The following is a 25,120-nucleotide window of genomic DNA, read 5'->3' on the forward strand; positions in this document are numbered from 1 at the left end:
GGATCAGCGTGCGTAACGCAGCGCATCGCGCAGCAGGGTGAAGGCCGGTGAGGACTGCCGGCGGCTTGGGTAGTACAGGTGATAGCCCGGGAAGGGCGGGCACCAGTCGGCCAGTACGCGAACCAAGGTGCCGGCCTCGATGTGTGCGTGCACCAGATCCTCGGGCATGTAGGCCAGGCCCAGCCCTTCCAGCGCGGCCTGCAGGCGCATGGCGATGTTGTTGAACACCAGCTGGCCTTCCACTCTCACCTTCAGTTCCTTGCCCTTCTTCTCGAACTCCCAGGCGAAGATGCCGCCGTGGGTGGGCAGCCGGATGGTGATGCAGTTGTGCCCGGTCAGGTCATGCGGCGATTTCGGTCTGGGGTGCCGCTGGAAATAGGCGGGCGAACCCACCACCGCCATCCGCAGCTGCGGACCGACCGGCATCGCGATCATGTCCCGTGCCACCTGTTCCCCCAGGCGGATGCCGGCGTCATAGCCCTCGGCGACGATGTCGGTCAGTCCGTAGTCCACGATCACTTCGATGTTCAGATCGGGATGGTCGGGCAGCAGCTTGCCCAGCACCGGTTGCATGACGGTGATCGCCGCGTGCTCGCCGGCGGTGATGCGCAGGCGGCCGGCGGGTTTGTCACGGAAGGCATTGAGCTGGGCAAGTTCGCTGTCGATTTCTTCGAATCGGGGCGCGATGACGCGCAGCAGCTGTTCTCCAGCTTCGGTCGGCGACACGCTGCGCGTGGTGCGGGCAAGCAGGCGCACGCCCAGGCGTTCTTCCAGTTGCCGCATGGACCGGCTCAATGCCGGCTGGGACATGCCCAGCTGGGCGGCGGCGCGGGTGAAGCTGCGCTCGCGCGCCACCAGCGCGAAGAGGGCCAGCTGATCGTAATGTTCGATCCCCATTGATGCGCACCAGATATAAGCGATATCCGATTATGCCTCTGCAAGACCAGGTGCGGGAGGCGTAGATTGCCGCCATGACGACTCGGCTGCCCGATGCTGGCCACCCCACGTACCGCTCGACAAGGAGCCAGACATGAAGACCCGAAAGCTTGGACAAGGCCTGGAGGTATCTGCCCTCGGGCTGGGCTGCATGGGCATGAGTTCAGCCTATGGGCTGGCCGCCGACAAGCGGGAGATGATCGCGCTCATCCGCACCGCGGTGGAACGCGGCGTCACCCACTTCGATACTGCTGAAGCCTACGGTCCCTTCGTCAATGAAGAACTCGTGGGCGAGGCGCTGGCGCCGCTGCGCGACCAGGTGGTCATTGCCACCAAGTTCGGCTTCGACATCGACCCTGCAACCGGTGCACGGGGCGGCGGCACCAACAGCCGGCCCGAGCACATCAAAGCCGTGGCCGAAGCCAGCCTGAAGCGGCTGCGCACGGATCGCGTCGACCTGTTCTACCAGCACCGGGTGGACCCGGCGGTGCCGATCGAAGAGGTCGCTGGCGCCGTCAAAGAACTGATCGCTGAAGGCAAGGTCAAGCATTTCGGGCTATCCGAGGCAGGCGTGCAGACCATCCGCCGGGCACACGCCGTGCAGGCAGTGACCGCGGTGCAGAGCGAGTACTCGCTGTTCTGGCGAGGCCCGGAAGATGAGCTGCTTTCCGTGCTGCAGGAGCTGCAGATCGGCTTCGTGCCGTTCAGTCCCCTGGGCGCGGGTTTCCTGACCGGCAGGATCGACGAGCACACCCGGTTCGACGCCACCGATTTCCGCACTGTCGTGCCACGTTTCTCTGCAGCGTCGCGCAGGGCGAACATGGCACTGGTCGACGTAGTGAAGACCGTGGCATCGGAGAAGGGCGCAACGCCGGCGCAGGTTGCATTGGCCTGGTTGCTTGCGCAGAAACCCTGGATCGCGCCGATTCCGGGGACGACGAAGCTGCATCGCCTGGAAGAAAATCTCGGTGCCGTTGAACTGGTGCTTGATGCGCAGGACCTGGCCCGTATCGATCAACAGCTTGCGGACATCCACCTCAGTGGCGAGCGGCTTCCCGAGGCAGCACTGAAGATGACCGGCCTGTAGTCCATGCAAGCACGGCGCGGCCCCGCCTCAGCGTCGCTCATACCAGCCGCGCGACGCATTGACGATGCGCACCACCGACAACATCACCGGCACTTCGATCAATACACCGACCACCGTCGCCAGCGCCGCACCGGAATGCACGCCGAACAGCCCCACGGCAGTGGCCACTGCCAGCTCGAAGAAGTTGCTGGCACCAATCAGCGCCGAAGGACCGGCCACGCAGTGGGCGACCCCCAGGCGTCGGTTGAGCAGGTAGGCCAGCCCTGAGTTGAAGTAGACCTGGATCAGGATCGGTACTGCCAGGATGGCGATGACCAGCGGCTGCCGCACGATCTGCTCGCCTTGGAAGCCGAACAGCAGCACCAGCGTCAGCAGCAACGCCAGCAGCGAGACCGGCCCCAGCTTTCGCAGCGCGGACTGCAGGCCGGCCTGCCCGCCGCGGGCCAGCAGCCAGCGCCGCAGCAGTACGGCCACCAGCACCGGCGCGATGATGTATAGCGACACCGACAGCAGCAGCGTGTCCCACGGCACGCTGATCGCCGACAGGCCCAGCAGCAGTGCCACCACCGGTGCATACGCCACCACCATGATCGCGTCGTTCAACGCCACCTGGCTGAGGGTGAAGTTGGCATCGCCGCGGCACAGGTTGCTCCATACGAACACCATGGCGGTGCAGGGCGCTGCCGCCAGCAGGATCAGCCCGGCGATGTAGCTGTCGACCTGTGCGGCGGGCAGCGCATCGGCAAACACGTGGCGCAGGAAGAACCAGCCCAGCAGTGCCATCGAGAACGGCTTGACCGCCCAGTTGATGAACAACGTCACGCCGATGCCTTTCCAGTGCTGGCCGAGCTGGCGCATCGCACTGAAATCAACCCGCAGCAGCATCGGGATGATCATCAACCAGATCAGCACGGCGATGGGCAGGTTGACCTTGGCCACCTCCGCCGACGCCAGCGCAGCAAATGGCTGCGGCAGTGCGTGGCCAAGCAGGGTGCCGGCCACGATGCACAGCGCCACCCACAGCGTCAGGTAGCGCTCGAACAACCCCATCGGTGCCGTCGCGCTCACGCCTGGCCGTCCTCGGGTTGCACGAAACCGATGCGATCCAGCGCGTCTTTCAACTGCCCGCGGTCGGACCAGGTGGCAGCGGGCAATGCCAGCAGCGCCAGCAACCGCGCCTTGACGATGGCATGCGCCTGCGCGAACGCGGCCGCCTTGTCATCCGCGCTGCCCTCGACGGCGGCCGGATCTGGCAAGCCCCAGTGCGTGCGCACGAAGTCGCCGAACACCACCGGGCACGCCTCGGCCGCTGCGGCATCGCAGACCGTGATCACCAGGTCCATCGGCGCGGCATCGGCGAACTCGTCCCACGATTTGCTGCGCAGGCCTGCGGTGGCGATGCCCTCGGCCTGCAACTGGGCAAGGGCGAATGGATTGACCGCGCCGGCTGGCTGGCTGCCGGCGCTGAACACCTCGAAGCGGTGGCCGGCCCACGCCCGCAGCGTGGCTTCGGCAAGAACACTGCGGGCGGAATTGCCCGTGCACAGGAACAGGACGCGTTGGGTGGTCACGAAGCGGATCTCCGGTCAGCAGGCGCAATCAGGGGACGTCGGGCTGCAGGCCGGATCGGGCGAGCCTGCGCAGCAGTTGTGGGTGAGGTACTCGATCAGGCCGGTCATGGCACTGAAGTTGGCGCGGTAGCAGACGTTGCGGCCCTGGCTCTCGCTCTCGACCAGCCCGGCCTGCAGCAGCTCCTTCAGGTGGAAGCTGAGCGTGGCCGGCGGCACCTGCAGGGCGGTGCCGATGTCGCCGGCCATGCGGCCGGCCGGGCCGGCTTCCACCAGCAACCGGAAGGCGGCCAGGCGGGTGGCATGGCCAAGGGCGGTGAGGGCGGCGATTGCATTTTTCGTTTCCATATTTCTAGAATAGTCGAATGAATGAATCCATCGCAAGTCCCATCCTCCCGAATCTGGCCGAAGCCTCGCTTCCCCAGCCCGACCTGTCTCAACTGGGCACCGGCCGCACGCATGCGCCGCGGATCCTGCTGCTGTATGGCTCGCTGCGCCCGCAGTCGTTCAGCCGCAAGCTGGCGCTGGAGGCCGAGCACCTGCTGCGTCACCTCGGCTGCGAGACCCGGGTGTTCGATCCGCATGCGTTGCCCATGCTCGACAGCGTCGGCGCCGATCACCCTGAAGTGCAGCGCCTGCGCGCGTGGTCGCAATGGTCCGAAGGCCAGGTCTGGATCAGCCCGGAGCGTCACGGCACGGTCACCGGCGTGTTCAAGAACCAGATCGACTGGCTGCCGCTGGAAGATGGCAGCGTGCGCCCGACGCAGGGCAGGACGCTGGCGGTGATGCAGGTCAGTGGCGGTTCGCAGTCGTTCAACACGGTCAACACGCTGCGCGTGCTGGGGCGGTGGATGCGCATGCTGACCATCCCCAACCAGTCGTCGGTGGCCAAGGCATGGCAGGAGTTCGACGAGAACGGGCAGATGAAACCCTCGGCGTACTACGACCGGGTGGTGGATGTGATGGAGGAGCTGGTCAAGTTCACTCTGCTCACGCGGGACCGTTCGGATTACCTGGTGGATCGCTACAGCGAGCGCAAGGGTGATCAGCAGGCGGCCGCATTGGCGCGCTCGGCCGGGGCGGTGGTTGCACGTTGACGGCAGGCGGCGGCCGCAGGGATGCGCGTGTGCGCGGGCGCATCACCTCAATCCACTACCATGGGCCACCCCTCCAGGATGTGCCCCGATGTCGCTCGTCATCCCGACCCTGCCCAAGCCTCCCGCCGCACGCATCGCCGCCTGGTTGATGATGCTGCTGGGCATGTGGCTGGCACTGAAGCTTGGCCTGGTGGTGACCCTGCTGTCGGGCCTGCTGGTGTTCCAGCTGACCCATGTGCTCGCCTCCACCGTGGAAGGCAAACTGCGTCCCGGGCGGGCACGGGCGATCGCGGTGATCGTGCTGTCGGCGGTGATCATCAGCGCATTGGTGCTGGCAGGTATCGGCGTGGCCTCGTTCTTCCGCAACGAGACCGGCGGCCCTGACGTGTTGCTGGCACGGTTGATGGACATCCTCAACACCTCCCGGCACCAGGTGCCGGCCCTGCTGCAGCCCTACATCCCTGAAGACCTGACGGCGCTGCGTGCGGCCGTCAACGAATGGGCCGCCGAGCACCAGCGCCAGCTGGGCGTGGCCGGCACGTCGGTGGTGCAGGTGGGGGTGCGCGTGCTGATCGGCATGGTGCTGGGCGCGATGATCGCGCTGTACGACGAACTGCCGCTGCCGAAGATGGGCCCGCTGGCGCAGGAACTGATCGGCCGTACCAGCCGCCTGGCCACCGCGTTCCGCCAGGTGGTATTTGCCCAGGTCAAGATCTCGCTGCTCAACACCGTGTTCACCGCCATCTTCCTGCTGGGCGTGCTGCCGCTGTTCGGCGTGCACCTGCCACTGTCGAAGACGCTGGTGCTGATCACCTTCATCGCCGGCTTGCTGCCGGTGGTGGGCAACATCATCTCCAACACCATCATCACCATCGTCGCGTTGTCGGTATCGTTCTACGTGGCCGTGGCTGCGCTGCTGTACCTGGTGGTGATCCACAAGCTGGAGTACTTCCTCAACGCACGCATCGTCGGCGGCGAGATCCAGGCGCGCGCCTGGGAGCTGCTGCTGGCCATGCTGGTGATGGAAGCGGCGTTCGGCCTGCCTGGGCTGGTGGCCGCGCCGGTGTTCTACGCCTACGTGAAGCGCGAACTGGTGGACCAGCGCTGGATTTGACCCACCGTTACGCGAGCGCAGCGCTACACTGATCCGCACGCCAGGGGGTACATCGATGGGCCGCAGGGCATCGCCAAACGGACTGCAGACCTGGCTCTGGATCCTCGGTGGCCTGTTCGTGCTGTGCACCCTGCCGCTGATGGCCATTGCGCTGGTGCAGGGCACGCAGCGCTACACCGAAGCCGAGGCCAACCTGGTCAGCCTGCGGCAGCTGCGGCAGACCTTCGAGCTGGCCAATCTGGTGTCAGCCGAGCGTGGGCCAGCCAACAGCCTGCTCGGCGCCGACAGCACCGATGCGCAGGAGCAGCGCCGGTTGGCTGCACAGCTGGTGGTCGCCCGGCAGCGGGTGGACGCAGCGACGCAGCACCTGCAGAGCGTGTTCCAGACCGACCCGCGGGTGGTGGACGAAACACCGCGCCTGCATGAAGCGCAGCGGCGGCTGCAGACCGCGCGCGCTGCGGTGGACCGCGTCGCCGCATTGCCCAGGGGCGAGCGCTCGGCAGAGGATGTGGAGCACGCGATCAACAGCATGTTCGCGGTGTACGACCGGCTGCAGGCGCTGACGTCGGTGCAGATCAGCGACCTGGTCGCCGCCGATCGCGAAGCTGCGATTCCTGCCATGCAGGGGCAGATCCTGATCGACCTGCGCGAGCACGGTGGCCGCTTGGCATCCAACGTGATGGTGCCGCTGGCGGTGCCCGGCGCGTGGCGGGAGCCACAGGTGCGCGCTGCGCAGCAGACCGAGGGCCGCCTGCTGGAGCTGTGGCGGTTGGCGGCCAGCCACGAGTCTGTATTCCGCAGCGAGCCGACGCTGTCTTGGCATTGGGACATGGCGCGCCGGCAGTTCTTCGGCCAGTCGCTGCCGATGGTGGAACAGCTGATCGAAGATGGGCGGCGTGGGGTGCCGCCACCCTGGACGGCGGCCGAGTTCACCTCGCGCTACGTGCCCACCCTGCAATCGCTGGAAGCGCTGCGCGATGGCTACCTCGGCGTTTCGATCGCGCGCTTCGAGCACACCCGCAACAAGGAAGCGGTCCGCCTGGCCGTGCTGGCCGCCACGGTGCTGGGGACGTTGCTGCTGCTTGCGCTGGCCCTGCGCATCGCCCACGTGCAGATCCTGCGGCCGTTGCTGCAGGCGCAGGCGCAGGTGATCCAGATCGCCTCGGATACGCCGGGCACCGAGCAGCATGCCACCCACCCGATGGCGGAAATGCAGCGCCTGTTCGATGCCATCGAGGTACTGCGGGCGAAGTCGCATCAGCGCTCTGCATTGACCCGTGAGCTGCGTGAGCTGGCCGATACCGATCAGCTGACCGGCCTGTTGAACCGGCGCTCGCTGGAAGAGCTGGTACGACAGCGGCATGCCGATGGAAGCACGCAGGCGGTGGTGATTCTGCTGGATGTCGATCATTTCAAGTCGATCAACGATGGGCAGGGCCATGCGGCCGGCGACGATGTGCTGGTGCAGGTGGCGCAGCTGCTGCGCCGCCACCTGCGCCGCAACGACAGCGTCGCCCGTTACGGCGGCGAGGAATTCCTGGTGCTGCTGGCCGAAGGCGATCTGGCCAGTGGCCGGCAGCTGGCCGAGTCGCTGCGGGCGGCACTGCGCGGCAAGGACATCGTGCTGGGCAGTGGCGAGATCCTGCGGGTCACCGCCAGCTTCGGCGTTGCTCAGGGCACGCTTGACCCGATCGGCTGGCACGCGCTGGTACGCGCCGCCGACACCGCCATGTACGCGGCCAAAGCGCTGGGCCGCGACCGGGTGCAGGTGGCTACGGGTGGGCGTGCAGCACGCTGAGGGTAGCCTTGTTCATCGCCAGCGCACGCGCTTCTGCCTAGACTGGCCGCTCGTCTGCCGGAGGAGTACGCCATGACTCTGCGTTCCGTTGTGACTGCCACGCTGGTGGCGGGCCTGTTCGCTGGCTGCGCCAGCAGTGCACCGCAAGCCGATGCGGGCGCCGATGCACCGCGTCATCCTTCGATCGCCGCGGATGCCAGCCCGGTACCAGCCTTCACCGGCGGTGGTGAAGGCTGGTCCATCGAGATCGCCTCCACCGGCAAGGGCAACCACGATGCCACGCTCACCATCGCCGGCCGCAACAGCACCGGTACGCTGCGCTACCTCGGCCAGCCGGCCGGTGCGCCCAGTTCGTTGACAGTACTCAACGGTGAGCTGGGCAAGCAGCCCACCATCGTCGAGATCAAGCGCGAGCCTTGCCGCAATGCCGAAGGCGTGGATACATCGGCCAGCGTGCAGGTGACGGTTGAAGGCCAGCCACAGCGCCGCGGGTGCGGCTTCCTGGCCGTGTACTGACCGATACACGCATGATCGACATTCCGCTGCTGGAAACCCCCCGCCTGCGCCTGCGCGCGCAGCGCCTGGACGACTTCCCCGTGTATGCCGCATTCCTGGCCTCGCCCCGCGCACGCGGCATGGGTGGGCCATTTGGTGAGGTTGCCGCGTGGGGACAGTTCTGCCACGACCTGGCCAGCTGGCATCTGTTCGGGCACGGCGCGTTGATGATCGAGCGCCGCGATACGGGCGAGTGCATCGGCCAGGTTGGCATCAACCATGGCCCGCTGTTCCCGGAACAGGAACTGGGCTGGTTGCTGTATGCCGGGCAGGAAGGGCAGGGTTTCGCCAGCGAAGCCGCTGCGGCGTTGCGTGATTGGGCGTTCGTGGTGCGTTGCCTGCCGACCCTGGTCAGCTACATGGCAGCGGACAACCACGCCTCGCAGGCTGTGGCGGTTCGCCTTGGCGGTGTGCTGGATGGGGCGGCGGTGCGCAGCGATCCGGACGATCTGGTGTTCCGCTATCCGCGTTGACGCTCGAGTGTCACTGCAGCGCGAGCGCAGAAGCACCGCCGGGCTCACCGCGTGAAGAAACCGGCAGCAGTCATCCACGCCTCGGTCACCGCACTGGGCAGACGCTGGGCGCCCACCTGTCGAAGGAACTGCGCATGACCACGCTCACCCTGCCCGAACTGGCCAAGAAGATGGCCGGCATCGATTTCACCATGCTGCAGACTCATGCCGGTGGCCAGATCGCTGGGCGCCCGATGAGCAACAACGGCGATGTGGACTACGACGGCGACAGCTGGTTCTTCACCATGGAAGAGACCGACATGGTGCGCGAGATCAGCGCCGACCCGAACGTGGCGCTGGGTCTTACCGGCAGCAAGTCACTGCTGGGCAAGCCGCCGCTGTTCGTGCACGTGCAGGGCAGGGCAGCGCTGGTCCGCGATCGCGGCACGATGGCCCAGCACTGGGTGAAGGACCTGGAGCGGTGGTTCGAACAGGGTGTCGACACGCCAGGGCTGGTGCTGATCCACGTGCACGCCAGCCGCATCCACTACTGGGATGGCGAGGACGAGGGCGAAATCGTGGTCTGATCGCGGAACCCGTACAGGGCCCCGTGCCTTGCGTCCATGGGTCAGGAGTGCGCAGGCTCGCCGGACCACGCTGCCAGTTCCGGCGCCAGCGCATGTTCCACTGCGCGGCGCAGCAGGGCCGGGGCCACGTAATGCCGATGCGCGCTGTCGATCATCGCCATGTAGAAGCGACCGAACGCATTGAGCGTCTGCACGCGCGAGCCCAGGCTGATCTCGACCTGGCCGTCCTCGTTGAACTGCACGCGTACGCTGCTGCGGAAGCACAGATGGCGGTCATCGGCACCGAGCAGCACTTCGGCACACCGGTCTTCCGCATCCACCTGCGCATCCAGTACCGGGAAACGACCACCGAAGACGCGGCTGCGGTCGCTGGACAGCAGTGACGACACCGGACAGCCCAGCGGGGAGGTGCGCAGGCGCAGCGGCGCAACCAGGCGATTGCGCAGGGCCATCAAGCGGCCGACGCCGGCTGGCGGGTTGCGCAGGAATCCGTCCAGTACGTCGGCCAGCAGTGCGGAGGCGGAGCGGTGGCCGGTCTGCCCGCCGTGCAGCGCCAGCGTGGTCGTGTCGTTGTAGTGACTGTGCGGCAGTGCGCTGGCGAGCATCCCCTGCGTGGGCGCCGCGCTGCTGCAGACCGGGTACGCCGGCGTCGCCCGTTCCACGAATCCGCGCAGTGGCTCCAGGCTGAGGCGGCGCAGCGGCCCGAGCAACGTGCGCGTCTGCGCGCACAGGCGCGCGCGCAGGCTGGGTGCTGCCGCCTGCAGTGACAACTGCAGCAACGGTGTGGCCGCCAGCGTGGTTGCGGTGGGCCAGTGCGCTGCAGGCAGCACGTCGGTCAAGCTGGGGATGTCTGCGGCATTGGCCTGTGCCTGTGCGCGTGCCTGCTCGCTCATTGCCCCGGCCAGTTCATTGCTGTGGCACGAGAGCGCGAACAGCGCAGGGTGTGCCGGACTGTTCGAGGCGAACTGGTGCCAGGTGCCGCCGCCAAAGCGCACGGTGAACAGGCAATCCGGTGGGATGCGGACACGACGCAGTGACCGCAGGAAGTGTGCGGGATCGTCCGCCAGCTGCCCATCGGACGCGCTGGCAAACCGTAGTTCGGCACCCGCACTGCCGGCGATGGCGGTGAACATGCGCGGCCCGGCATGACGATGGAAGGGATGGCCACCGGCACCCACCACGAAGCTGTACAGCGACGACGCATCGCCGTGCTGCAGGTGCATGCCACCCAGCCGCGCTGAAGGCTCGTCCAGTGCATCGATGAAAGCGGGGTGGTGGCGCTGGCGCTGGCTGGCATCGCTCACCAGCGCATCGCCGGCACCGATGCCGAGCTGCGCGATCAGAGTGACTTCCACCGGGCCACCGCCGTCCTGTGCCGGAAGCTGGATACTCGGGAACGAACGGCTGGTGCGGGTCGAACCGGGCATCGCAGTGCTCCTCAGCGGGCGGGTGTCTTGCGGCGTGCGCGCGCTTCGCGCTTCAGCGGGCCACCGACCGGACAGACTTCGGCGGCCCAGGAAAACAGCGTGTTGGCCAGGCGCTCGGGCACCTGCCGGAAGTACACGAACTGGCCGCGCTTCTCGCGTTCGATCAGGCCGGCGTCTTCCAGGATGCGCAGGTGGCTGGACAGTGCCGGCTTGCTGAAATCGAAGCGCTCGGCCAGCTCGCCCGCGCTGAGCTCGCCGGCGCTGAGGTAGGCCAGGATCTGCCGGCGTGCGGTGGAGGCCAGGGCTTCGAAGATGCGGTCCATGGGGTTAGTTAACTAATTCGTTAACTGATGTTCTCCCTGGGGCTGGATGATGTCAAGCGCGGGCGTGCCCGTTGCGTTCTGCCACCCGGCTTTGCCATCCTCCCCGCTGTTTTCCGTTCCCTGGAGTTGCGATGCGCCCTGCGCCCTGGCTGACGGCTGGCCTGCTGCTGCCGATCGTGGTGATGGCCCAGCCCGCGCGTGCGCCGAAGGCACCGGCGCAGGATCCCTTCAGCGAACTGTTCGACACCGCCTGCATGCAGCACATCGGCGCACCGGCGCGCCTGCAGTCGCTGATGGATGCCAACGGCCTGACCCCGCTGCAGCCGGCCGAGGCGGCCACGTTGCTGCAGGGCCAGCCGGGCATGGCGTGGATGGTGCCGTTGGCCAGTGGCCGCTATGCGGTCAGCTGGGCCGACGATGGCACCTGTACCGTGTATGCCGAGAAGGCCGACCCGGCAGTGGTGCAGAAGGGCTTCGCGCGGCTGATGCAGGCCGCGCCGAAACCGCTGCAGATCCGCTCGCTGCCCTCGCGCGGTCCATTGTCCGGCGACCAGGTGGCGATCCAGTACGGCTGGGCAACGCCGGGCGAGAGCAAGCTGCGCGTGCGCTTCCGGCTGGTTACCCGGCAGGCCGCCGAAGCGGGGGTGCAGGCGATGGCCTCGGCCACGCCGGGCGAAGCGATGCGCGAACAGGCCGCGCCGCCTGCATCCGCACCCGCCCGGTAACGGCGCCGGAGCGGAAGCGATTCAGCCAACAGCCCCCGGATGTGATATATCGTTTATCGATAAATCCACCCCGGGGCGGCAGGGCCGCTCCACATCGGAGGCTGCTTGACCGTTCGTCCCGCCCGCGCCCTTCCTGCGCGCGGCTTGTTCACCCTGGCCCAGACCGCCGTGCAGGCGGTGCGCGCGATGTGCTGGCTGGGCATCCTGGCCGCGCTGCTGGCAGTGCCGCTGGTGGCCTACGACCGCAGCTGGCTGCTGGACAGCGTGCACGATGCGCACGCGGCGGCCATGCACGGTTCGCATCTGTTCCTGCATTTCTGCGTGGGCCTTGCCGCCATCGTCGCGCTGCTGGTGCTGTGCCTGGTGTTCCTGCGCCACCTGGCGCGGCTGCTGCGGTCTGCGGCCAACGAGCGCCCCTTCACCCATGCCAATGCCGTGCGCCTGCAACGCATGGCCTGGCTGATGCTGGCGATGGAGGTGCTGTCGATCGTGATCGGGCTCTACGCCAGCTGGATGGGGCCGGACTTCGCCTGGATGGAGGTGGGCGGCGGCATGTCGATCACCGGCCTGGTCGCGGTGCTGATGCTGTTCGTGCTGGCGCGGGTGTTCACCGTCGGCGCAGCGATGCGCGACGATCTGGACAGCGTGATTTGATGAGCATGAGCTGATGGCGATCATCATCACCCTCGACCGCATGCTGCAGCAACGTGGCATGACCCTGTCCGAGCTGGCCGGGCGCATCGACATCACCCTGGCCAACCTGTCGATCCTGAAGACCGGCAAGGCACGTGCGATCCGCTTTTCCACGCTCGATGCGATCTGCCGCGAACTGCAATGCAGCCCCGGCGACCTGCTCGGGCATGACCCCACGCAGGCGCAGGATGCGGATTGACCTTCGCCCCGCCGCGCGCCTGAATCGCATCACTTTCCCCTTACTGACGAAACGGACCTGAAATGGAATGGTTGGCTGACCCCTCGATATGGATGGGCCTTGCAACCCTGGTCGTGCTGGAGATCGTTCTCGGCATCGACAACCTGGTGTTCATCGCGATCCTGGCCGACAAGCTGCCGCCGCACCAACGCGACCGCGCGCGGGTGATCGGCCTGGCGCTGGCGCTGCTGATGCGGCTGGTGCTGCTGGCCGCGCTGGCCTGGATCATGAAACTGACCGAACCGCTGGTCACCCTGTTCGAGCACAGCTTCTCCGGGCGTGATCTGATCCTGCTGGGCGGCGGCCTGTTCCTGCTGTTCAAGGGCACGATGGAACTGCACGAGCGGCTGGAAGGCCGCGAGCATCACGAAGATGGCAAGAAGGTCTACGCCAGCTTCGCGATGGTGGTGGCGCAGATCGTGGTGCTCGATGCCGTGTTCTCGCTGGACTCGGTGATCACCGCCGTCGGCATGGTCGACAACCTCGGCGTGATGTATGCGGCAGTGACCATCGCGATGGTGCTGATGCTGTTGGCCAGCAAACCGCTGACCCGCTTCGTCAACAAGCACCCGACCGTGGTGGTGCTGTGCCTGGGCTTCCTGCTGATGATCGGTTTCAGCCTGGTGGCCGAGGGCCTGGGCTACAAGATTCCGAAGGGGTACCTGTACGCGGCCATCGCGTTCTCGATCCTGGTGGAAGCGTTCAACCAGTGGATACGTTTCAACCACGAGCGCAACGAGCAGCGCCAGCCGTTCCGCCAGCGTACCGCCGATGCAGTGCTGCGCCTGCTGGGCGCGCGCCAGGCCAATGGCCACGATGAAGAAGAAGCCGATGAACGTGGCAGTACCGAAGAACGCCTGCAGCCGGCCGAGCACGAGATGATACGCAGCGTGCTGGGCCTGGCTGACCGCCCGGTGTCCAGCGTGATGACCGTGCGTGCCGACGTGCAGTGGATCGACATGGCGCGCGGTGACGACGACGTGGTCGCCCGCCTGGTGGCGTCGCCGCATACGCGGATGCTGGTGGGCGACGGTGACCTGGACAGCCTGCGTGGCGTGGTGCAGAGCCGCGACCTGCTGGCCGACCTGCTGCAGGGCAAGCCACTGCAACTGGAAGGCAACCTGCGCGAGCCGCAGTACGTGCTGTCCAGCGCCAGTGCGTTGCAGGCCCTGGAGCTGATCCGCCAGCATCCGGTGCCGCTGGCGGTGGCGGTGGACGAGTACGGCAGCGTGGAAGGCCTGGTGACCGCCAACGACCTGCTGGCGGCCATCGCCGGTGATCTGGCCGATACCCAGGACGAGCGCTATGGCGTGGTCGCGCAGGGCGAGGACTGCTGGGACGCCGACGGCGCGCTGACCCTGGACGACCTGCAGCGGCTGGCCGGCGTGTCGCTGCCGCGCAGCGCGGACTACATGACCATCTCCGGGCTGGTGCTGGAACAGCTGGGGCGCCTGCCCGACATCGGCGACACGCTGGAGGTGGCCGGTATCCGCATCACCGTGCTGGCAATGGAGAAGCGCCGCATCACGCGGTTGCGGGTGGAGCGCTTGCCGGAGGCGTGACGACGGTAGAGCCGAGCCCGTGCTCGGCTCTATCCATTGCCATCTTCTGCCGTCACCATGGCGGGCCTGTTTACCGTTCTGGATTGTCGTAGTGCTGAGTACGATTGGTTTTCTGATGGGCCTGTATGTGGCCTGGCGCCTGTTCTGGCCACTGCGCCTGCCTGTCTGGTTGAAGGTGGTGCTGTCCGTGCTGCTGGTGGGCATTGCCGTGCAGCTGCGCATCGTCGCCAGCTTCTGGGGCACGATGGCCTCGCCGGAAATTCCGAAGATGGCCATCGCCACGCTGGCCACCGGCTCCACCGCGGTGCTGCTGCTGGCCCTGGCGCTGCTGGTGCTGGACGCCGGACTGTTGGCTGCCCGCCTGTTGCGCGCACCGCGTGCCCTGTCTGCACTGCGCAGCAGGGCGCTACGCCCGTCCGTTGCGGTGCTGGCACTGCTGCTCAGCGGCTTCGGTGTCAGCCAGGGCATGGCCGTACCCCAGCCGCGGCAGATCGAGGTGGCCATCGCCGGCCTGCCGCAGGCCTTCGATGGCTACCGCGTGCTGCAGCTCACCGACATCCATGCCAGCCGCCTGCTCACCGGCGACTGGGTGCGCCAGGTCGTAGCAGCAAGCAATGCGCTGCAACCGGACCTGGTGGTGATCACCGGTGACCTCATTGACGGCAGCGTGCAGGCGCGCCGCAACGATTACACCCCACTGGCTGACCTGCGTGCGCCGGACGGGGTGATCGTCATCACCGGCAACCACGAGTACTACGCGCAGTACAGCGAATGGATGCAGGCGTTCCGCGCGCTGCACATGCAGGTGCTGGAAAACAGCCACACCCAGGTGCTTCGTGGTGATGCAGCGCTGACCATCGCCGGGGTGACCGACCCGGTGGCCTCGCGCTATGGCCTGCCACTGCCCGACCTGGACGCCGCACTGGCCGGTGCCGACCTGACCGCACCGGTGATCCTGCTTGACCATCGGCCACGCAATGCACGCGAAGCGGCTGCACGCGGGGTGAAGCTGCAGCTTTCCGGGCACACCCATGGCGGCCAGATCATCGGCATGGACGAGCTGGTGAAGCGTGCCAACGGCGGCTTCGTTTCCGGCCGCTATGCGGTGGATGGCATGACGCTCTACGTGAGCAACGGTGCCGGCCTGTGGGCGGGATTCCCGGCGCGCATCGGCGTGCCGTCGGAGATCACGTTGATCACCCTGCGCCGGGCGCCGTAACAGAGTGGGGTCGGATCCCTTTGCCAGCGGCAAAGGGCTCTGACCCCATTTAACCCGGGGGGCATCCACGCATGGCGTGGATCTACTGCGTTCCTTCCGGGGCATCCACGCATGGCGTGGATCTACTGCATCGTCACTGCCGCCATGACACCCTTCGGCGATGAAGGAAAACACGCAATGACTGCGGGGCGGCAGCGCTCGATGTGGGTGGCCGGCCTGTCCACGGTGGTGGAGTGGTACGACTTCACCCTGTACCTGTACTTCGCCACGGTGCTGTCGCGGGTGTTCTTCGGCGGCGGCCAGGAGGCGATGCTGGTTACCCTGGCCGGCTTCGCGGTGTCCTACCTGATGCGTCCGCTCGGTGCGCTGTGCTTCGGCCACCTGGGCGACCGGCTCGGCCGGCGCTGGATGCTGCTGGCCTCGATGGCGCTGATGGCGGCGGCCATGCTGGCCACCGCGTTGCTGCCGACGGCGGCGACCGCTGGTGCGACTGCCGGCGTGCTGCTGTTGATCCTGCGCTGCGTGATGGCATTCTCGGTGGGCGGCGAATACACCGGCGTGGTCGCCTACCTGCTGGAAAGCGCGCCGGCGCGACGACGCGGCCTGGTCACTTCGTTGGCCTCGGCGGCCAGTGAAGTGGGCGCGTTGCTGGCGGTGGCGATCTCCGCGCTCACGGTGGCGCTGTTGCCTGCGCCGCAGCTGGACAGCTGGGGCTGGCGAATCCCGTTCTTCTTCGGCGCGGCGCTGGCACTGGTGATCCTGATCGCGCGTTCGGGCATGCACGAATCGCCGGAGTTCGAACGGCAGCGACGCGAAGGCAGCATTCCCGCCACGCCGCTGCGGCATGTCCTGCGCAACCATCCTGGTGCGGTGGCACGCACGTTCGCGATTTCCGCACTGGGGTCGATCACTTACTACGTAGGCATCACCTATGTGCCAGCGTTCCTGCACGCGCAGGGACACGACGAAGGCGATGCGCTGTGGCTGTCGACCATTGCAGCGGTGGCGGTGATCGCAATCACTCCGCTGTGCGGCGCGTTGTCCGATCGCTTCGGGCGGCGTCCGCTGCTGCTGGGGCTGACGGTACTGGCGGCGCTGCTGCCGTTGTCGATGTTCGGCTGGATGGCGTCTGCCGCGCCACTGGGCATCGTGCTCGCAGCAGTGGTGCTGGCCTGCGTGGCCGGTGGCATCAGTGCCGTGGCGGCACCGGCCACGGCAGAACAGTTCCCGGGCGAGGGCCGGGTCAGTGGACTGGCGTTGGGGGTGACCATGGCCACCGCGGTGTTCGGCGGGGCGACGCCGTGGTTGGCGCAATGGTGGGTGGAACGCAGCGGATGGTCAGCAGCGCCGGGGGCGATGATCGCGCTGGTGGCAGTACTGGTGCTGCCGGTGCTGTGGACGTTGCCGGAGACCGTGCCGAAGACCCGCCCCGTGTCCCGGGGCGGGCAGTGAGCGCTTAGACCTTCAGGGTCTGCTCGATGTCGGCCAGTACCGCACCCGCATCGACGCCGATGGCAATCGACTGCAGCACGTGGCCATCCCACACGCTGGGGCCGAAGCCCATGCCTTCCGGCTTGGGAATGGTCATGCCGCGGGCGACGCCGTCGGTGGCCACGCGCACGCTGGCGCGCTCGAACTGGAACAGTTCCGGGCGGGTCAGGGCGATGCAGGCGCAGCAGTCGTGCACGACCATGCCCTTGTGGCCTGCCTGCAGGTAGAAGTCCACGTAGTCCTGCGACAGGGCGCGCACCAGTTCGGCATCGGCGCCACCGATGGCGGCCAGTTTGTCCAGGCCGTCACGGTCCATTTCCACGCGGGTGGTCACGTCCAGGCCGATGGCGGTCACCGGCCAATTGGCGGTGAACACAATGTCAGCCGCTTCGGCGTCGCCCCAGATGTTGGCTTCGGCCGCCGGGGTGATGTTGCCGTTGACGTGGAACGCACCGCCCATCAGCACAACGCCGCGCACCAGACCGGCGATGTCCGGTGCCTGCTGCAGGGCCAGCGCCAGGTTGGTCATGCGGCCGACTGCCACCAGGGTCACTTCGCCCGGGTGGGCGCGGACCAGGTCGATGATCAGCTGGTGGGCCGGGCGGCCGTCGGTGGCCACATCCAGGGCCTCCGGCACCGGGTGGTTGCCCAGACCGTTGTAGCCATGGATATGCACCGGCCAGGCTTCCGGAGTGGCTTCGGGCTGCAGCGGGCCTCCAGCGCCGCGCGCGATCGGCGCGGACAGGCCCCAGGCCTGCTTCAGGTACAGCGCGTTGTGCGTGGTCGACTCCACCGAGGCATTGCCGAAGGTGGTGGTGACGCCGATCAGGTCGATCTGCGGGTGCTTGTGCAGGTACAGCAGCGCCAGCGCGTCGTCGACGCCCGGGTCGGTATCGAAAATGACTTTCAACATGTTGTTGTTCTTCTTCTTCCGTGTGGTGCAGGGGGGCCGGCGGCCCCGAGGGCAGGCCGGCGCGCCCTACATTGTCCCATCTTCATGACAGGCAGGGCGAACCGGCGGCGGTGGTATCGTCTGCGGGCCCGAACCCGTCGCAAGGAGCTGCGCCATGCTGGCTGTGACCCTCGTCCTGATTGCCCTGGTGCTGGGGCTGAACCTGGTGGCCAGCTTCGTGGTGCTGGGACGCGACGACCTTCGCGTCAGCAGCCGCGCCGGGCAGCTGCTGGTGGTGTGGCTGCTGCCGCTGGTCGGCGCGATCGTGTGCATGGCGATGGCTACTGCCGATGGCTCACCCGCGCGCGGCGATGGAAATGGCGGTGGCGCCTATGATTCTTCCGGTGGTTCTTCCGGCGACAGCCACAGCCACCCCAGCTACAGCAGCACGGACTGCGGCAGCGGCGACAGCGGTGGAGGCGGGGACGGCGGCAGCTGCGGCGGCGGCGATTGAGGAGACGTTCCAGGTTGCCGGCCAGCGGCCGGCACTACCGTGACCTGGCCTCGCCTTGGTAGTGCCGGCCGCTGGCCCGCAACCTCGAGACGTCACGCCCTGGTAGCGCCGGCCGCTGGCCGGCAACCTCGACAGGTCACGCCCTGGTAGTGCCGGCCGCTGGCCGGCAACCCCATGAACTCAGCTTCCACCTTCGGTCGGCAACGGCGCAGGCACGTTCAACAATCCGCCGCTGGCCACATACGCGGCCAAGGCTTGGCCCTGGCTGAGCAGATGCCGCTCCATCGTGCGTTCGGCGCCGGCCGCATCGCGCTGGCGGAAGCACTCCATCAGTTCGCGGTGTTCAGCCAGCGACTGCGCGGTGCGGCCCGGGGCCAGCAGCTGGCGCCCGCGATGCATCTTCAGGATACGGTGCAGGTCGTGGGTGATGCGGATCAGCCACGGGTTGCCGGCGTAGTGCTGCACCGTCTCGTGGATGAGGTAGTTGTTGCGGTAGTACTCGGCGATGTTGCCGTCTGCGGCCGCCGTTTCCATCGCTGCGTGCAGGTCCTCGAGCTGCTGCACGCCGGCGTCGTCGATGTGCTTGACCGCTTCATGCGCACAGCGTCCTTCCAGCATTGCCATCACCGGGAACAGCTGGTTGAGGTCTTCCAGCGTCAATCGGGTCACCCGCGCACCGCGGCCGGCATCGATCTGCACCAGGCCTTCGGCGGCGAGCAGCTTCAGCGCTTCACGCAGCGGCGTGCGGCTGATGCCCAGTTCCTCACACAGCGCCGGCTCGTCGATCCACTCGCCCGGTGGCAGGCGGTAGTCGTAGATCCGCTCGCGCACGTGTTCGGCCACCTCCTCATACAGAGGGGCGCGCTTCTTGGGTGTACGTGGAGCAGGAGCGATGGCCATGCACAAAGTGTAACGCCAGGTAGTGCCGGCCGCTGGCCGGCAACCCATGATCGCTGGATGGCTTCATGAGATTGCCGGCCAGCGGCCGGCACTACCGTTGGCTGGTTACATCCAGCCCGGCACCACGAACACCAGCCAGGCCAGCAGTGGGCCGAATGCCACCACCAGGCCGCTGTAGACCAGGAAGCGGCGGAACAGCGTTTCGCGTTCTTCCTTCGCGGCAGAGGCCACTACCAGTGCGCCGTTGGTCGAGAACGGGCTGACATCGACGATGGTGGAGGAGACCGCCAGCGCGCAGATCACGCCGGCGGCGCTGAGATGGCCCTGCATCAGGAATGGCACGGCCAGCGGAATGGTGGCACCCAGCACCGCTGCCGACGAGGCGAACGCGGAGACGATGCCACCCACGTAGCAGACCAGCAGTGCGCCCAGCAGCGGGATGCCGATGCTGGAAACACCGTGGCCGATGAAGTCCACGGCACCGGCATGTTCCAGCACGCCGATGTAGGTGACCACGCCGCAGATCAGCAGCACGGTGGACCAGCTGATGCCATCCACCGCACCCTTCTGGCTCTGCGGCGACAGCAGTGCCAGCACCACCGCAACGGTGATCGAGACCAGGCCGACGTTGAGGTTGTAGATCAGTGCGGCCACGCCCAGGCCGAGCAGGCCGATCAGGGTGAACAGCCGCTCGCGGGTCAGGCCCACCGCATCCAGTGCCACCGGATCGTTGGACAGGGTGCCACCACCGGCCGCGACCAGCGCACCGTGGCCTTCGATGGCGAACTGCCGCGACGAGGCCTGCGGACCACCGGCCATCGCCAGTTCCGCCGTGCCGACCGTGCCCGCCGCAGTGATCGAACCGCGACGCAGCAGCGCGATGCCGCCGAAGGCGAAGAAGCAGATCGTGGCCATCATGAAGTTGAAGCCGAGGCTGGTCAGGAACACCGCCATCTCGGTGACTTCCAGCCCGGCCTTCTGCACCACGCCATTGGTGATGCTGCCGTACACGCTGATCGGCGAGAAGCCACCCGCCTGCGCACCATGAATCACCAGCAGGCCCATCATCAGCGGGTTGATGTGGTACTGCTTGGCAAAGCGCAGTGCGACCGGGCCGATGATCGCCACTGCGGCCGGGCCCAGCGCACCGAAGGCGGTCAGCACGGCGGTGATCACGAACATCACCCACGGAATGGCCACGATATGGCCGCGTACTGCTTTCACCGCCCAGTGCACCAGCAGGTCGATGGTGCCGTTCTTCTGCGCGATGGCGAACAGGTAGGTGATGCCGACCAGGGTCAGGAACAGGTCACCCGGGAAGCCAGCGAGGACTTCCTTGCCCCCCATGTCGACCCAGAGACCGCCGACGATGAAGGCCAGCGCGAAGGCGACGGCACCCATGTTGATCGGCATCGCGGTGGCGACGATGAACATGATCACCAGACCGATGATCGTTGCAATTTGTGGAGTCATGCGCCCTCCCAGACACCTGATTCGCGTACTGCACGGATGGAAGCCCGCCATCCCGGGGTATGGCCTGTTACGTACTGCGCGTTACGTACTGCTCAAACCCGCTACTGCTCAAACCCGTTACTGCAGCCGCTGCAGCGCGCTGCGGACCCACGCCGCCGCGCCGTCCAGGCTCTGGAATTCCTCGATCGCGCGCACCTCGCAGCACGGATAGGCGGGCGCGATCATGCGTGCCGGCGCGTTGCCCGGGCCCAGCTGCAGGAACACGCGCGCGCCGCGCTCGAAGGCCTGGCGCATCACCTGTGCCCACTCGATGGTCTGCGCCAGCTGCGCGGACAGCGTATGCACCGTCGTCGTGGTGTCGCGCACCGGCCGTGCATCGATGCCAGCCAACAGCGGCAGGCGAGGGGCATGCAGGGTGGTGGACTGCAGCGCCACCGCAAACGGTTCGACTGCCGCCGACAGCAGTGGCGTGTGCGCCGGCACATGCACCGGCAGCAGGCGCACCTCCGCGCCCTGCGCGTGCGCGGCAGCGGCCAGCGCCTGCAGTGCCTGCTGCGTGCCGCCGATGATGAAATGATCTGCGCCGTTGGCGATGGCCACGTGCGCGCCATGGGTTTCGCACAGCGCCTGCACAGTCTGTCGATCCAGCCCCAGCACGGCCTGCATACCCGCACCGGTGGGACTGGCGGCATCCATCAAACGCGCGCGCTGGGCAGACAGCGAAAGGCAGGCGGTGGCATCGAAACTACCGGCGACGGCATGCGCCGCCAGTTCGCCGATGCTGTACCCAGCCACCACGATCGGGCTCGGCAGGGTGTCGCGCAGGACATGCCATTGCGCGATGCTGGCGGCGCACAGCAGCGGTTGCGCTCGTGCGTTGTCGAAGCGGTCGTCGGCGGCCGCGGCAGCGAACACGTCGCGGCCCAGAACGTCGCCCGCCGCGTCCAGTACCGCGCGTGCAGCGGCGATGCCACGCACGCGGTCGAACATCGCCGGATGCTGCGCACCTTGTCCGGGGCAGAGCAGGGCCAGGCTCATGCACCCTCCTGCTGCAGCAGGAACCAGGCGCAGGCCAGTAGATCGGCACTGCCACCCGGGCTGAGCCGACGCATCACGAAGGCATCGCCCATGGACTGCAGGCGCATGCGCCAGTCCGGCGCGAAGGCCCCGCCCGAGGAAAGGAATGTGGTCGCTTGTTGCTGGGCCCAACGCAGACCCTCGGCGCCACCTCGGTGCAGCAGGTTCAGATCGTCCACCTGTGCCACCAGTTGCATCAGCGTGTGGCACAGTGCGGCATCGTGCGGCAGGCCGTTACCCAGCGCGTGGCGCAGGGTAGGCAGGGCCAGCTCGCGCAGCACCGGGTAACCGGCGGCGGCCTGTTCGCGTACCCCGCAGACGCCATGCCGTGCACGCGCGCGCTGTCCCGGGCTGTGCGGGTCCAGTGGCGCCGCGATCAGCGCGTCTTTCCATTGCTGGACCGCCAGACACACCTGCGCGGCGGATACGGCCTGGCCATGCACGCGCCGGCACCCAGCCGCGGCGGCCACCAGCAAGCCAAGGCTGAAGATCGCACCGCGATGGGTGTTGATGCCGGCGGTGGCGGCCAGCATGGCCGCTTCGGCGGCAATGCCGTGATCGCGCAGCATCGTGAAGGGGGCACCCGCGGCACCGGCCCTGGCCACCGCAGTGAAGTAGTGGCGCAGGGCGAACAGGCTGCGCAGGAACGTGCTGGCATCCATGTCGTCATGGCTGCCACTGTTGAACGGCGTGACCAGGCCCGGTTTCGGGGCGCAGGCCAGCTCGGTGTGCAGGCTTGCAATGGCCAGCCGTCCCAGGCGTGCGCTGTCGACCGTCGCGCCGCATGCAGGCAACGGCTTGCGGGCGGCACTCATGCGATCGCCTCGCGCGTGGCGAACAGCGTATCGCGCGCTTCCAATGCGGCTCCGTCCAGGCGCTTCACCAGCACCTGCCGACTGCGGCCGGCAAGTTCGCGCCAGTTCACCGCGCCGCCATCGGGCAGGCACAGCTCGCCATCGAGACGATGCGGATGGCGGCTCTCCCATGCCAGCAACTGCGCGATCAGCGCCTCGGCCTGCGCGGCATCGGTCACCTGCCACAGCAGGTCGATGTCGGAACGCTCATGAACGTAGGGCAGGGCAGTCAGCCATTGCCAGGCGAAGGCGCCGAACACCCGGGCCGGGGCCAGTGCCTGCAGGTCGTGAAGTGATTCCTGCCATGCCTGCGGCACAACGGCGTCGCCTGCTGCCAGCAGCTCACTCAATGCCGGCGGTGCGTGCATGCGAGCAACGTGGCGCAACGGCACGCGCAACGACAGGCGATGCTTGCCCTCGGCCGGTGGCAATGGAACGCCCAGTCGCAGGCGCGGATCGGGATCATCCGCTGCACGACGCGCCACCACCGCAGGCAGGCCCTGCGCCAACCATGCGGCAAGGCGCGGCTCGTGCGTGGGCACGTCGGCCCGCCAATCGGCATCGGCCGACAGCCAGACCAGCGTGTGCCGGGCAGGCCGCTCAGGCATTGCCCTGGCTCACGGCAATGGCCACCTGCGCAGCCAATGTGCGGCCACCGCGTTCGGCGCCCAGCGCGGCGCGATGGTCACCGTCGGCGGGTGCGCGCAGTGCATCCAGCAGGTGACGCGCCAGATCACCATCCCACAGCGATTGCACTGCGCCCATCGCCACATAGTTCTCCACGCCCGGCGCGAACACCGGCGAGGTCAGGCTCAGCGCCTGCAGTTTTTCCAGCGGCTGCTTGGTCACCCGTGCCATCGCGCGCAGGTCCATCACCCGCACCTGTGCATCGGGCAGGGCATGGATGTGGTCGGCCATCAACCCGAACGACAGGAAGCCGCCGCTGACCGACTCGCCATACACCAGCGTGACCAGGCGCGCGCCACGGCGGCGGGCCAGGTCCAGGGTCTGTGCGAGGTGGGCGAAGTAGCCGTTGATGCCCAGCAGTTCATCGCGGCGCGCCAGCCGCTGGCCGGCGGTATCGACCAGCATCACGATCGGACGCTGCGGATGTACAGCGGTGCTGGCCAGCACGGTATCGGCCAGCACCAGGGCGTGATCCACGCCCACTTCGATCTTGTCGGTGGTGCCGATCACCGTCACCTCGCCGTCGTCGGTGGTCGCTGATCCGGTCAGTACCGAATCGTTTACCGCGATTGCGTGGCCACGCGGGAACAGCGCGTCCAGCAGCGTAGTCAATGGCAGGCTCATGGCAGGCTCCGGTGCGCGGTGGCGGCAAGGAAGGCATCGGTTTCCAGCAGCGCCAGGCGTTCTGGATCCGCAATGCCCTGGCGCGCCCAGATCTGCAGTCCATCGTTGCAGTCGCCCCATGCTTCCACGCGCGCTTTCAATGCGGCGTGGCGTGCCTGCAGCGCGGCCAGCGCCGCGTCGGTGTCGGCGCTGGCGGTGTCTGGCTGCAGTGCATCAAAGGCCGCCTGCGCAAAGGCGCTGATCGCATCGGGTACCAGCACCTGCGCCTGGTCGATCAGGTAGCGGTGCTTGCCGCCGGTTACCCGCCACACCAATGCGCGGTCGCGCGAATCGAATTCCTCCACGCCGCGCACGGTCTCGATCACTTCCGGGCCAGACAACGACAGCCGCCCCTCCTCGGACATGATCACCGTAGTGCAGCAGCGGGCGACGATGCCCATGCCGCCGAAGGCGCCGTTGCCACTGCCGATCAGCGCCACTACCGGAACACCGGCTGCACGTGCACCCAGGGTGGCGCGCATGATCTCGGAAATGGCGATCAGGCCGGCGTTGGCTTCATGCAGGCGCACACCACCGGTATCGAGCAGCAGCAGCACGCCGTCGGGCCGGGTGGCTGCCGCGCGGCGCAGCAGGCCGGTCAACTTGGCGCCATGCACCTCACCGACACCGCCGCCCATGAATTCACCCTGCTGCGCGGCCACCAGCACGTGTTTATCGCGCAGGCGTCCTTCGCCGACGACGATGCCATCGTCGAAGGCGGCCGGTTGGTCCAGCTGCGCCAAGTGCGGGCTGATGGCGCGCTGGGCAGGGCCGAGAAATTCGCGGAACGATCCCGCATCGAGCAGTCCGCCGATGCGCGCGCGGGCATCGGCTTCGTAATAGCTGCTGCGCTGTGCGAGCGTCATGACTGGCCTCCGGCATGCAGGGTCTCTACCGCCTGGTCCAGGCGCAGGCTGACCACGGCCGGTGTGGCGCCGGCATCGTTTATCGACACACGTACATCGCGTAGGGGGTGACGCTGGGCGAAGTCGGCGATCACCGCCTGCCATACCGTGCCGAAGCCACGCGCGGCGGTGATGATGCGCACCGTCATCGCACCTTCCAGGTCGGCCGGTTCCAGCAGGATTTCCAGGTTGCCCGAGGCCAGTACGCCCACCAGCACGGCATCGGTGGGGAAGCGGACAGGCGTCGTGCCGTCGAATCGATAGTCGAGGGTTTCCATGGCGT

General features: G+C 67.4%; 29 protein-coding genes. 14 read left to right on the forward strand and 15 right to left on the reverse strand.

What is annotated here, in order from left to right:
• Positions 1-3: 3 nt before the first annotated feature.
• On the reverse strand, positions 4-897 hold the full coding sequence (locus CR156_RS02620; protein WP_100551803.1) for a LysR family transcriptional regulator: 894 nt from the start codon (positions 895-897) through the stop codon (positions 4-6).
• Between the two features lie 133 nt (positions 898-1,030).
• Between CR156_RS02620 and CR156_RS02625 the strand changes: the two genes are divergently transcribed.
• Positions 1,031-2,023, forward strand: coding sequence for an aldo/keto reductase (locus tag CR156_RS02625; protein WP_100551804.1), 993 nt, complete (start codon positions 1,031-1,033; stop codon positions 2,021-2,023).
• Between the two features lie 27 nt (positions 2,024-2,050).
• Here CR156_RS02625 and arsB read toward each other — a convergent pair whose 3' ends face one another.
• The 3 genes from arsB to CR156_RS02640 are packed head-to-tail and all read right to left on the reverse strand — an operon-like array spanning position 2,051 to position 3,939.
• Positions 2,051-3,073, reverse strand: a complete 1,023-nt coding sequence (arsB, locus tag CR156_RS02630; RefSeq protein ID WP_100551805.1) for an ACR3 family arsenite efflux transporter — start codon at positions 3,071-3,073, stop codon at positions 2,051-2,053.
• A gap of 14 nt (positions 3,074-3,087) precedes the next feature.
• Positions 3,088-3,594, reverse strand: a complete 507-nt coding sequence (locus CR156_RS02635; protein WP_100551806.1) for an arsenate reductase ArsC — start codon at positions 3,592-3,594, stop codon at positions 3,088-3,090.
• 15 nt (positions 3,595-3,609) lie between these two features.
• Complete coding sequence (locus tag CR156_RS02640) at positions 3,610-3,939, reverse strand: ArsR/SmtB family transcription factor (protein ID WP_100551807.1); 330 nt, start codon at positions 3,937-3,939, stop codon at positions 3,610-3,612.
• Positions 3,940-3,956: 17 nt separating this feature from the next.
• Here CR156_RS02640 and arsH point away from each other — a divergent pair, with 17 nt between their 5' ends.
• From arsH to CR156_RS02670, 6 genes are all read left to right on the forward strand, one after another.
• Positions 3,957-4,688 (forward strand): arsenical resistance protein ArsH, encoded by a 732-nt coding sequence (gene arsH / locus CR156_RS02645; protein WP_100551808.1) that lies wholly within the window; start codon positions 3,957-3,959, stop codon positions 4,686-4,688.
• Positions 4,689-4,776: 88 nt separating this feature from the next.
• The gene (locus CR156_RS02650; protein ID WP_089239458.1) at positions 4,777-5,802 is read left to right on the forward strand and encodes an AI-2E family transporter; all 1,026 of its coding nucleotides are present in this window, start codon (positions 4,777-4,779) and stop codon (positions 5,800-5,802) included.
• 55 nt (positions 5,803-5,857) lie between these two features.
• On the forward strand, positions 5,858-7,600 hold the full coding sequence (locus CR156_RS02655; RefSeq protein WP_100551809.1) for a GGDEF domain-containing protein: 1,743 nt from the start codon (positions 5,858-5,860) through the stop codon (positions 7,598-7,600).
• A 72-nt stretch (positions 7,601-7,672) separates the two neighbouring features.
• Positions 7,673-8,116 carry a hypothetical protein gene (locus CR156_RS02660; protein WP_100551810.1) on the forward strand — a complete coding sequence of 148 codons (444 nt, stop codon included), beginning with the start codon at positions 7,673-7,675 and terminating at the stop codon, positions 8,114-8,116.
• 11 nt (positions 8,117-8,127) lie between these two features.
• Positions 8,128-8,628 (forward strand): GNAT family N-acetyltransferase, encoded by a 501-nt coding sequence (locus tag CR156_RS02665; protein WP_100551811.1) that lies wholly within the window; start codon positions 8,128-8,130, stop codon positions 8,626-8,628.
• A gap of 134 nt (positions 8,629-8,762) precedes the next feature.
• Positions 8,763-9,194 carry a pyridoxamine 5'-phosphate oxidase family protein gene (locus CR156_RS02670; RefSeq protein WP_100551812.1) on the forward strand — a complete coding sequence of 144 codons (432 nt, stop codon included), beginning with the start codon at positions 8,763-8,765 and terminating at the stop codon, positions 9,192-9,194.
• 41 nt (positions 9,195-9,235) lie between these two features.
• Here the strand turns inward: CR156_RS02670 and CR156_RS02675 are convergent, their stop codons facing one another.
• Together CR156_RS02675 and CR156_RS02680 are read right to left on the reverse strand one after the other, a co-directional pair.
• Positions 9,236-10,621 carry a DUF2867 domain-containing protein gene (locus CR156_RS02675; RefSeq protein ID WP_100551813.1) on the reverse strand — a complete coding sequence of 462 codons (1,386 nt, stop codon included), beginning with the start codon at positions 10,619-10,621 and terminating at the stop codon, positions 9,236-9,238.
• 11 nt (positions 10,622-10,632) lie between these two features.
• Positions 10,633-10,944, reverse strand: coding sequence for a metalloregulator ArsR/SmtB family transcription factor (locus CR156_RS02680; protein WP_089239470.1), 312 nt, complete (start codon positions 10,942-10,944; stop codon positions 10,633-10,635).
• Between the two features lie 131 nt (positions 10,945-11,075).
• Between CR156_RS02680 and CR156_RS02685 the strand changes: the two genes are divergently transcribed.
• From CR156_RS02685 to CR156_RS02710, 6 genes are all read left to right on the forward strand, one after another.
• Positions 11,076-11,669, forward strand: coding sequence for an NMCC_0638 family (lipo)protein (locus tag CR156_RS02685; protein ID WP_100551814.1), 594 nt, complete (start codon positions 11,076-11,078; stop codon positions 11,667-11,669).
• Positions 11,670-11,855: 186 nt separating this feature from the next.
• Positions 11,856-12,323: a DUF2975 domain-containing protein gene (locus CR156_RS02690; protein WP_100554063.1), complete on the forward strand. Its 468-nt coding sequence runs from the start codon at positions 11,856-11,858 to the stop codon at positions 12,321-12,323.
• 13 nt (positions 12,324-12,336) lie between these two features.
• Positions 12,337-12,561 (forward strand): helix-turn-helix domain-containing protein, encoded by a 225-nt coding sequence (locus CR156_RS02695; protein WP_100551815.1) that lies wholly within the window; start codon positions 12,337-12,339, stop codon positions 12,559-12,561.
• Positions 12,562-12,623: 62 nt separating this feature from the next.
• Positions 12,624-14,162 (forward strand): TerC family protein, encoded by a 1,539-nt coding sequence (locus tag CR156_RS02700; protein ID WP_100551816.1) that lies wholly within the window; start codon positions 12,624-12,626, stop codon positions 14,160-14,162.
• Between the two features lie 82 nt (positions 14,163-14,244).
• The gene (locus CR156_RS02705; protein WP_100554064.1) at positions 14,245-15,381 is read left to right on the forward strand and encodes a metallophosphoesterase; all 1,137 of its coding nucleotides are present in this window, start codon (positions 14,245-14,247) and stop codon (positions 15,379-15,381) included.
• A 177-nt stretch (positions 15,382-15,558) separates the two neighbouring features.
• A complete protein-coding gene (locus tag CR156_RS02710) occupies positions 15,559-16,833 on the forward strand; it encodes an MFS transporter (protein WP_100551817.1) in 1,275 nt (424 codons plus the stop codon).
• A 4-nt stretch (positions 16,834-16,837) separates the two neighbouring features.
• Here CR156_RS02710 and CR156_RS02715 read toward each other — a convergent pair whose 3' ends face one another.
• Positions 16,838-17,785 (reverse strand): nucleoside hydrolase, encoded by a 948-nt coding sequence (locus CR156_RS02715; RefSeq protein WP_100551818.1) that lies wholly within the window; start codon positions 17,783-17,785, stop codon positions 16,838-16,840.
• Positions 17,786-17,939: 154 nt separating this feature from the next.
• Between CR156_RS02715 and CR156_RS02720 the strand changes: the two genes are divergently transcribed.
• Entirely contained in the window at positions 17,940-18,278 is a 339-nt protein-coding gene (locus tag CR156_RS02720; RefSeq protein ID WP_100551819.1) for a hypothetical protein, read from the forward strand.
• A gap of 180 nt (positions 18,279-18,458) precedes the next feature.
• Here CR156_RS02720 and CR156_RS02725 read toward each other — a convergent pair whose 3' ends face one another.
• The 8 genes from CR156_RS02725 to mdcC form a co-directional block, all read right to left on the reverse strand.
• Entirely contained in the window at positions 18,459-19,178 is a 720-nt protein-coding gene (locus CR156_RS02725) for a GntR family transcriptional regulator (RefSeq protein ID WP_100551820.1), read from the reverse strand.
• Positions 19,179-19,283: 105 nt separating this feature from the next.
• The gene (locus CR156_RS02730) at positions 19,284-20,651 is read right to left on the reverse strand and encodes an SLC13 family permease (RefSeq protein WP_100551821.1); all 1,368 of its coding nucleotides are present in this window, start codon (positions 20,649-20,651) and stop codon (positions 19,284-19,286) included.
• Positions 20,652-20,768: 117 nt separating this feature from the next.
• Positions 20,769-21,689 carry a malonate decarboxylase subunit epsilon gene (mdcH, locus tag CR156_RS02735; protein WP_100551822.1) on the reverse strand — a complete coding sequence of 307 codons (921 nt, stop codon included), beginning with the start codon at positions 21,687-21,689 and terminating at the stop codon, positions 20,769-20,771.
• The gene (mdcB, locus tag CR156_RS02740; protein ID WP_100551823.1) at positions 21,686-22,543 is read right to left on the reverse strand and encodes a triphosphoribosyl-dephospho-CoA synthase MdcB; all 858 of its coding nucleotides are present in this window, start codon (positions 22,541-22,543) and stop codon (positions 21,686-21,688) included. The genes mdcH and mdcB overlap by 4 nt, the downstream gene beginning before the upstream one ends.
• Positions 22,540-23,190: a malonate decarboxylase holo-[acyl-carrier-protein] synthase gene (gene mdcG, locus CR156_RS02745; RefSeq protein ID WP_100551824.1), complete on the reverse strand. Its 651-nt coding sequence runs from the start codon at positions 23,188-23,190 to the stop codon at positions 22,540-22,542. Before mdcG ends, mdcB begins: the two co-directional genes overlap by 4 nt.
• Positions 23,183-23,887 (reverse strand): biotin-independent malonate decarboxylase subunit gamma, encoded by a 705-nt coding sequence (mdcE, locus tag CR156_RS02750; RefSeq protein WP_100554065.1) that lies wholly within the window; start codon positions 23,885-23,887, stop codon positions 23,183-23,185. The genes mdcG and mdcE overlap by 8 nt, the downstream gene beginning before the upstream one ends.
• A 2-nt stretch (positions 23,888-23,889) precedes the next feature.
• A complete protein-coding gene (locus tag CR156_RS02755) occupies positions 23,890-24,798 on the reverse strand; it encodes a biotin-independent malonate decarboxylase subunit beta (RefSeq protein ID WP_100551825.1) in 909 nt (302 codons plus the stop codon).
• Entirely contained in the window at positions 24,795-25,115 is a 321-nt protein-coding gene (gene mdcC, locus CR156_RS02760; RefSeq protein WP_100551826.1) for a malonate decarboxylase acyl carrier protein, read from the reverse strand. The genes CR156_RS02755 and mdcC overlap by 4 nt, the downstream gene beginning before the upstream one ends.
• Between the last annotated feature and the right edge of the window lie 5 nt (positions 25,116-25,120).

The sequence above is a fragment of the Stenotrophomonas lactitubi genome (assembly GCF_002803515.1).
In the GTDB taxonomy this organism is placed as follows: Bacteria; Pseudomonadota; Gammaproteobacteria; order Xanthomonadales; family Xanthomonadaceae; genus Stenotrophomonas; species Stenotrophomonas lactitubi.